Below are 7,467 nucleotides of genomic sequence, written 5' to 3'. Positions count from 1 at the left end.
GGGGGGGGGCGTAAAGGCCCTGCTTGCCCACACGGCGGATATTTGAACGGCCGGGCCCTCTCCCCCGCCCCTCTCCCGCCAGGCGGGAGAGGGGAGAAAAACCTCGGTCACCCCGGCATCCCGTGCGAAGATACCGGCCCACCGCCTTCCGCGCCGCTTCAGCACGACACCCCATGACCCCCGCCCCCACCATCCGGCTGTCAGACCTTTCCGTTTCCACGCTGGTGGCCGGGCTGATCGCCATGCTGACCGGCTACACCAGTTCGCTGGTGCTGATGATCCAGGCCGGCCAGGCGGCGCACCTGACCGATCCGCAGATTGCGTCGTGGATCTGGGCACTGTCGATCGGCATGGGTGTGACCACACTGGGGCTGTCGCTGGCGATGCGCGTGCCGATCGTGGTGGCCTGGTCCACGCCCGGGGCGGCGCTGCTGATCGCGAGCCTGCCCGGTGTGCCGTATTCCGAAGCGATCGGCGCCTTCCTGATGGCCGCGTTGCTGATGACCGCGGCGGGCCTGACCGGCTGGTTCGACAAGCTCATGAAGGCGCTGCCCGCCAGCATCGCATCGGCCTTGCTGGCCGGCATCCTGTTCCGCATCAGCGTGGATGTGTTCGTGCAGGCCCAGTACCAGACGGTGCTGCTGCTGGCAATGTTTGCCGCCTACCTGTTGGGGCGGCGCTGGTGGCCCCGCTACGCAGTGCCGGGCGTGCTGGCCCTGGGCGTGGTGCTGGCCGGCGCGATGGGCCTGTTGCACTTCGAGCAGTTTCATTTCGCGATGGCGCTGCCGGTGTGGACGACGCCGACGTTCTCGCTGGCGGCATTTGTCAGCATCGCCGTGCCGCTTTTCATCGTGGCGCTGGCTTCCCAGAACATCCCGGGACTTGCCGTATTGCGTGCCGATGGCTACCACGTGCCGGCCAGCCCCCTGATCGCGGTGACGGGCATCGCATCGGCCATCCTGGCACCGTTCGGCTCCCACGGCATCAACCTGGCGGCCATCACCGCGGCTATATGCACCGGCCCGCAGGCCGATGCAGATCCGCGCCGCCGCTATATGGCGGCCGTGGTTTGCGGGGTCGGCTATCTGGTGATGGGCGTGATGGCGGCCAGTATTGCCGCGCTGTTCGCAGCATTCCCGAAGGCACTGGTGGTGGCCGTGGCGGCCTTTGCGTTGCTGGGATCGATCGCCAACGGGCTGACCGTGGCCATGCAGACGCCGGCTGAGCGCGAGTCGGCGCTGCTGACGTTCATGATCACGGCGTCCGGCATGACGCTGGCGGGCGTGGGATCGGCCTTCTGGGGCGTGGTGGGGGGCATGCTCGCGCTGGCGGTGCTCAAGCCGCGCGAGCCCAGGGCCGGCTGACCCCGGCTGACCCCGGCCGCCTGGCGCTGCTGCCGGGTGCCAGCCGCCTGCTGCCTTCAGAGCAGCAGGAACGCCACGTCGGCCGCGCCGATCTCGGTCACCGGTACGCCCTTGCGCCGCTGGAACAGCACGTGTTCAAGCACGCGGTCGCGGTGCTCGGCAAACACCGCAGGCTCGAAACGCAGCGCGGCCGTGCCATAGTGCTCGGCCAGCAGCTTGTACACGCGATGCCGGACCAGCAGCATCTCGTTGTCGGCCTGCAGCCGCGTCATTTCCGTGGTGTGGTCTTCCTCTAGCTGGCGCATGCTGACCACCACGCGCGCGTGCATGCCACGGTAGCGGTCGATCTCGGTATGCGCGCGGCGCAATTCCTCGCGCAAGGCCCGCATTTCCTGCTGCAGCTTGAGGTTATGCTGGACGCCCCGCTGGATACGGGTGGCTTCCTCCAGCGCCTGGTCGGCGGCGGCAATCGTGTTCTGCCACACACCGTCGCCGGTTTCGGTTCGGTGGTCGGACGTTCCCTCGACGTCAGCCAGCCGCGTGATGACTGGCCATTCCGTGGCCGCATCCAGATCGGACTTCATACAGCTCCCCTTTGATCCCGTCTACCTGCGTCCCGCCACCGGCGCATCGTTTTTGGGTGCCGGCATGGTCAGTCCACTGGTTTCTCTGTCGCCGCGACTTTTATTGTTGGCCGCCTCGATTTTCTTCCCCGGGCAGCTATGGCGTACACATTGCATTCAAGACCGGTATTGGATTTGGCACAACCACCGCGAGGGAGGGTAAATCCAACCGCCGGAAACCCGCATGCAGACTGGATTCTCGGCTTTTTCGGCACCCTTTTGCAGCCCCCAATTGAGTGCATCTTGCATAATGGTGCACCCAGGCGCCTTAATGGTCTCTTTTGGCCCGATCCAAACGCTTTTTATTTTTGTTCCGCCCCGCCATGAATGGATATCTGCTTCTCGCCCTGGCGATCGTCGCCGAGGTCATCGCCACCAGCAGCCTCAAGGCCGCCGAGAATTTCACGCGCCTCTGGCCCAGCGTGCTGGTCGTGACCGGCTACGTAGCCGCGTTCTGGTTGCTGATGCAGGTGATGAAAACCGTGCCGGTGGGCGTGGCCTACGCGATCTGGTCGGGCGCGGGCATTGTCCTGGTGACGATGATCGCCGTGGTCCTGTATCGCCAGGTACCCGATCTGGCGGCCGTGGTCGGCATTGCCCTGATCATCGCCGGGGTGGCGGTCATCCAGCTGTTCTCGAAAATGAGCCACTAACCGGGCTGCCGGGCGCCAGCCACCCCGGGGGTTCAGCTCTTGGGCGGCAGCGTGCGCAGCAGGCGGTTGACCTGCACCAGCGTCTCGCACTCGTCGGCCTTGCGCTTGCGGCGCTCGTCGACAATATCCAGCAACGCCCGGATCTGCCCATTCTTGGCCTCGCAGGCGTCCTTGCCATCCTTCGGACACACCACGTCAATCTCGCCACGCAGGCTTTCCTGGACGATATCGATCAGCGCAGTACAACCGGACGTATCGTTCAACGCCGGATCGGACGCAGGTTGCACGGCCCCCGCGGGGGCAGCGGCAATCATGGCTAGCGCTGAAAGCCAGCGCAGAGGCGTCCGGAAAAAGGGCATGGATCGGCAGTTTGGGCAGACAGCACCACCGCGGTTGCGGCGTGCGGGCTACATGATAGCCGTTTGCTGAAATCGCTCTGCAGAAATCGGCGGCCCTGTCCGGCAGACCATAGCCGGGCCTGCAAATGACAAACAGGCCACCCGTTGGCGGCCTGTTCCCGTGGATGCCCGTTAAGGAGCGCCTCATGAAAAGCATTCTTGTGCTGGCGGCTGCCGCTACCGCCATGTTGCTCGGCGGGTGCGCGGTGGCGCCGGATCACGGCGGGTATCGGGACGGGTACTACCATGGCGACGGGGACCGGGACCATTGGCAAGGCGGACCCCGCTACTGCGCGAATACCTGTCGACCCCAATCACCTACATGCAAGTTTCCAGCCGCAGTCCCTACGAGCTAGTTGACGGGTTCGAAATCCAACCAGAGGCTTGGCAACCCATCCTCATGTCTCAATCTGAGTTGACTGAACTATGTAAAGCATGCCTCGGCAAGAGAGGTGTGAGCGTGCAAAACTAGGATGGAACGTTTTCTTGGACGCACTGCGGGCCACGCGAAGGCAGTGGCAAAGTCTCAAGATGGATTTGCCTCTAAGAAAACTATCCGAAGGTGCCCTTGTTGTTGGCTGGCGCTCCGTTTTCAGGAGGCCGAATTCGCCGTCGAAAGCTTGATCCGTGCACACGAAAAGTAGTTATGGTCCTCAGGCGTCCGCAGCATGCGATATGCCGAGGCCTTCCAGGATCGCCGTGCTTCAAAAAGCTCCACGAACAACGCCGGCTTCAAAACGGCTCAGCGCCTTGCCTGCACAGTGCAGAGATCAAGGTGTTCTGTCCCTCAATATCGTCTGCCCAACCTTGAATCGAGTTGCTGCCACCGCGCCTGCGGAAATGAATCTACCCGCTCGGGGCAAGAAAAAGGTGGCCTCCGGCAACGACCTGTAGAATTGCGCTGGATAAAAATCGCGCCTCACAGGCACCGATTCGCGAATGACTCAAGACACCTCTTTTCTCAATGGCCTGCGCGCGTTTGCTGCGTATTGGGTACTTACGGCGCACTGCATGATCTGGGGCGGCTGGTGGGCAAATGTACCGTTTCCGGCGCCAAAGATTGCCGTAGACGTGTTCATGGTCCTGTCAGGCTTCCTCATGGCATATACGGTGTCGGCTCGCAGTGACAAAGAGCCGATGGCACAGCCTCGGAACTGGATACCGTTCTATGTCCGACGCTACTTCCGCCTCGCCCCAGCCTATTACCTCTCGCTCGGTCTGGCAGTACTGTTGGCAGGCGAATACCTGACCGGATACGCCGAACTTCGTGCGCTGAACCCCGCTGCATGGCAGGGTGACTGGGTCTACGACCCCATGCGCACGCAGTACACCTTCAGCAACATCCTGCTGCACCTGTCGTTCCTGTTCGGTCTCTTTCCGACCTACTCATTCTCAACGTTCCTACCGGACTGGAGCTTGAGCCTGGAGATCCAGTTTTACGTCGCGTTCCCGATCATCTACGTCGCCATGCGCCGATTTGGCGCCGCACGAATCGCAGTTGCTCTTGCCGTGCTTTGCTATCTTGTCAAGTGGGGTATCGACGAGGCGATCGGCGCCAGCGTGATGTCGTTTTACTATGAACCGTCGTTGCTGTTCTTCAGGCTTCCGATCTTCCTCGCGGGCGTCCTTGTCTTCGAGGCGACACGCCCTGGGTTGTCTCAATTGCGTCAGGCGGGCTATATCGCTCTCGCCATTGCCTTTTGCTTTAAGATGATCGACATCTACAAAATCCAAGTCTTTTGGCTGGTAGTACCCACTGCCTTGATGGCGGTCTTCGTATTGCCGTACGCCCCAATAGCGTCCAGGCTGCATTGGTTATCCAAGATTTGCAGATCGAGGCTCGTCACGTTCCTCTCGGACGTGTCTTACCCCGTCTACCTTTTCCATGGCTTCTTCCTTGCAATCGTTGGATCGAGAATCGGACATGCCGCACAGGCCGCGGGCTACTCGCTTGCCGTCGGCACCATAGGCATCTGGATTGCCGTTTTCGTGCTTACGACCTGCTTCGCGTATGTTGTCTACCGCGCAATAGAACTACCTGGAATCCGCATAGGCGGCGCGCTTCTGTCTCGGGCTCGTAGACCTCATGTCTCCGGGCAGGTTAACTGACCGCGTCCGTTGGATCCAACGGAAATTCAACCGTAGTGGGAAACTCGGGCTGCCGATTGATTCGGTTCTATGAAACCCAGCAACGCCGCCATTCAAGTAGTGCCGCCATCTCTTCGTCGGTGCCCACAGCCAAGCTTGCTGCGTCCTCCAGCGACGCGATGCGCAAGGCGGCCATTGCAAGCCTGTCGTCCCGCATGGCATAGATCCGCCGTCAGTATTGTCGCCACCGACGCCCCAAAGCTCGAATAGGGCCAACCTTCTCCCGGCCTCGGGTTGGGAGTCCTCACATCCACCCAGACCAAGTCGGGGTGGATCTGTAGTGGTCAAGTTTTTTCAGACAGGTATTAGGGTGGTCTGTTGGAACTTGTCCTCGTATTCTGTTGGCGACGTGTAGCCCAGTGTCGAATGCAAGCGCACCGGGTTGTAGAAGCCCACGATGTACTGCGTGATATCGCGCCGGGCTTCGGCCCGGTCGACGTACCGCCTCTGCCAGACGCGCTCCATTTTCAGGTTCAATTCGGCTACAGCGTTATCCCAGCAATCGCCCGCCCGGCTCATGCTGCAAACCAGGCCGTGGCGCGCCAGCAACCCCTGGTACTCCTCGCTTGCATACTGGCTGCCCCGGTCCGAATGCACGATCAGTCCGGGCGCCGGATTGCGCTGCAGGATGGCCATCTTCAAGGCCGACGCCACCAGCGCGGCGGGCATGGCCGCTGCGCTGGCCCAGCCCACCACCTTGCGCGAATACAGGTCCAACACCACCGCCAGATACAACCAGCCTTCCCCCGTGCGCACATACGTGATGTCCGACACCCAGGCCCGGTTGGGCTGTGCGGGCCTGAACTGCCTGCTCAGCACGTTCGGCGCCACCGGCCTGCCATGCCGGCTGTCAGTCGTCGCCACGAACTTGCGCTTCCACACCGGGCGCAGATTCTCCTGGCGCATCAGCGTGCGGGCCCGATAGCGCCCGATCTTCACCCCCTGCTTGTCCAAATCCTGCGCCACGCGCCGGCTGCCGTAGGTACGTCCGCTGGCCTCGAACGCCGCCCGCACATACACCGCCTGCCGCAAGGCCTTCTCCTTGGTGGCAGGCTCTCGCCCGGCCGCGTAATACCCCGCCCGGCTCACGCCCAGCACCCGGCAGGCCCGACTGATGGAGATCGCCTCCTTCTGCAATCCGCTAACCACTCGATAGATCACTTGAGTTCGCGGGCGAAGAAGGCCGATGCCTTTTTTAGGATCAGGTTGTCCTCCTTCAGGCGGCGGTTTTCCTCTTCGAGCTGGCGAATGCGCTGCTGCTCGGGCGTCAGCGGCTTGCCCACGCCCTTGCCGCCAGCCACTTCAAGGTCGTACTGGACCAGCCAGCGCCGTAAGGCGGTCTCGCCAATCGCCATCGTGTGGCAAACCTCGGCGACCGATAGGCCCTGATCCCGGATCATCCGGACTACCTCCAGCTTGAAGGCAGCGTCAAACTTGCGGCGTTGCTTTGTCATATCCTCTTTCGTCGTCGATCGTGATTTTCCACCTATCGACCTGTCTGAGGAAATTGGACCACTACAAGCAGCGATTGATCGTCTACATGCTGGCACCGAATCGAACGGATTTCACGGCTGGGAGAGTGGCATGGGCGACCCGGCCGGCGACGATCTGGAGGAAGTACGGCACGAGTTAAAATTCTTGCTGGCCAGCACGCCGAGCCCGTCGAGGCTGATCACGGGCGCGGACTTTGATCATGATGCGTTTGAGCGAATCTGTTCGCAATAAATGCACAATCAGTAACTTTTGATCACTGGCCGTGCTAACAGCAACAGAAATAGGCTATCTTTCAAACCTCGCGTTCCTCGTATTTCAAGCACCTATCGGAGAGCCCCGAATGTCCTTGTTCACGAATGACGAGAAGTCGAAGACCCGTCCGGTATGGCGGCCAATGGAAGAAGCACCCAAAGATGCCTCAGACATTCTGGTGACCTACCTTTGCGGCAAGCGCAGGATGTACGCGCAAGTATCTAGCCGGAATCCCTACGAGCTAATTGACGGGTTCGAGATCCGACCAGAGGCTTGGCAACCCATCTTCATGTCCCAATCTGAGTTGATTGAACTGTGTAAAGCATGCCTCGGCAAGGGAGGTGCTAGCGTGCAAAACCAGGATGGAACGTTTTCTTGGACGCACTGCGGGCCATGCCACGGCAGTGGAAAACGCTCAGGATGGATTCGACTTTAAAGAAAAAGCCACCCAAAGGTGTAATGCCGTTCAGTTAAGAACTGAACGGCATTTTTAATTGGAGCGTCAGAGGAGGTTGTAAACGCTGCGCCGAGGTGT

General features: G+C 61.2%; 8 protein-coding genes. 4 read left to right on the top strand and 4 right to left on the bottom strand.

Going from position 1 to position 7,467, the window contains the following annotated elements:
- The first annotated feature begins 173 nt into the window (after positions 1–173).
- On the top strand, positions 174–1,364 hold the full coding sequence (locus A9J21_RS06995; protein WP_066733270.1) for a benzoate/H(+) symporter BenE family transporter: 1,191 nt from the start codon (positions 174–176) through the stop codon (positions 1,362–1,364).
- 56 nt (positions 1,365–1,420) lie between these two features.
- On the opposite strand, the gene A9J21_RS06990 is transcribed toward A9J21_RS06995, so the two are convergent.
- On the bottom strand, positions 1,421–1,948 hold the full coding sequence (locus tag A9J21_RS06990; RefSeq protein WP_066733268.1) for a hypothetical protein: 528 nt from the start codon (positions 1,946–1,948) through the stop codon (positions 1,421–1,423).
- Between the two features lie 362 nt (positions 1,949–2,310).
- Between A9J21_RS06990 and A9J21_RS06985 the strand changes: the two genes are divergently transcribed.
- A complete protein-coding gene (locus A9J21_RS06985; protein ID WP_066733267.1) occupies positions 2,311–2,640 on the top strand; it encodes a multidrug efflux SMR transporter in 330 nt (109 codons plus the stop codon).
- Positions 2,641–2,672: 32 nt separating this feature from the next.
- Here A9J21_RS06985 and A9J21_RS06980 read toward each other — a convergent pair whose 3' ends face one another.
- A complete protein-coding gene (locus A9J21_RS06980) occupies positions 2,673–2,954 on the bottom strand; it encodes a hypothetical protein (RefSeq protein WP_231906843.1) in 282 nt (93 codons plus the stop codon).
- 1,023 nt (positions 2,955–3,977) lie between these two features.
- On the opposite strand from A9J21_RS06980, the gene A9J21_RS06975 reads away from it, so the two are divergent.
- A complete protein-coding gene (locus A9J21_RS06975) occupies positions 3,978–5,147 on the top strand; it encodes an acyltransferase (protein WP_066733264.1) in 1,170 nt (389 codons plus the stop codon).
- Positions 5,148–5,214: 67 nt separating this feature from the next.
- On the opposite strand, the gene A9J21_RS32650 is transcribed toward A9J21_RS06975, so the two are convergent.
- Both A9J21_RS32650 and A9J21_RS06970 read right to left on the bottom strand, forming a co-directional pair.
- Positions 5,215–5,343 (bottom strand): tail fiber assembly protein, encoded by a 129-nt coding sequence (locus A9J21_RS32650; protein WP_082926284.1) that lies wholly within the window; start codon positions 5,341–5,343, stop codon positions 5,215–5,217.
- 137 nt (positions 5,344–5,480) lie between these two features.
- A protein-coding gene (locus tag A9J21_RS06970; protein WP_156545724.1) for an IS3 family transposase occupies positions 5,481–6,640 on the bottom strand; the annotation gives its coding sequence in 2 pieces (ribosomal slippage) (positions 5,481–6,373 and positions 6,373–6,640; 1,161 coding nt in all).
- A gap of 130 nt (positions 6,641–6,770) precedes the next feature.
- Between A9J21_RS06970 and A9J21_RS31420 the strand changes: the two genes are divergently transcribed.
- Positions 6,771–6,911: a hypothetical protein gene (locus A9J21_RS31420; protein ID WP_156545722.1), complete on the top strand. Its 141-nt coding sequence runs from the start codon at positions 6,771–6,773 to the stop codon at positions 6,909–6,911.
- The last annotated feature ends 556 nt before the right edge of the window (positions 6,912–7,467 follow it).

The sequence above is a fragment of the Cupriavidus sp. D384 genome, from assembly GCF_001652915.1.
Classification (GTDB): Bacteria; Pseudomonadota; Gammaproteobacteria; order Burkholderiales; family Burkholderiaceae; genus Cupriavidus.
This window is presented reverse-complemented; position numbering and strand designations above follow the sequence as displayed.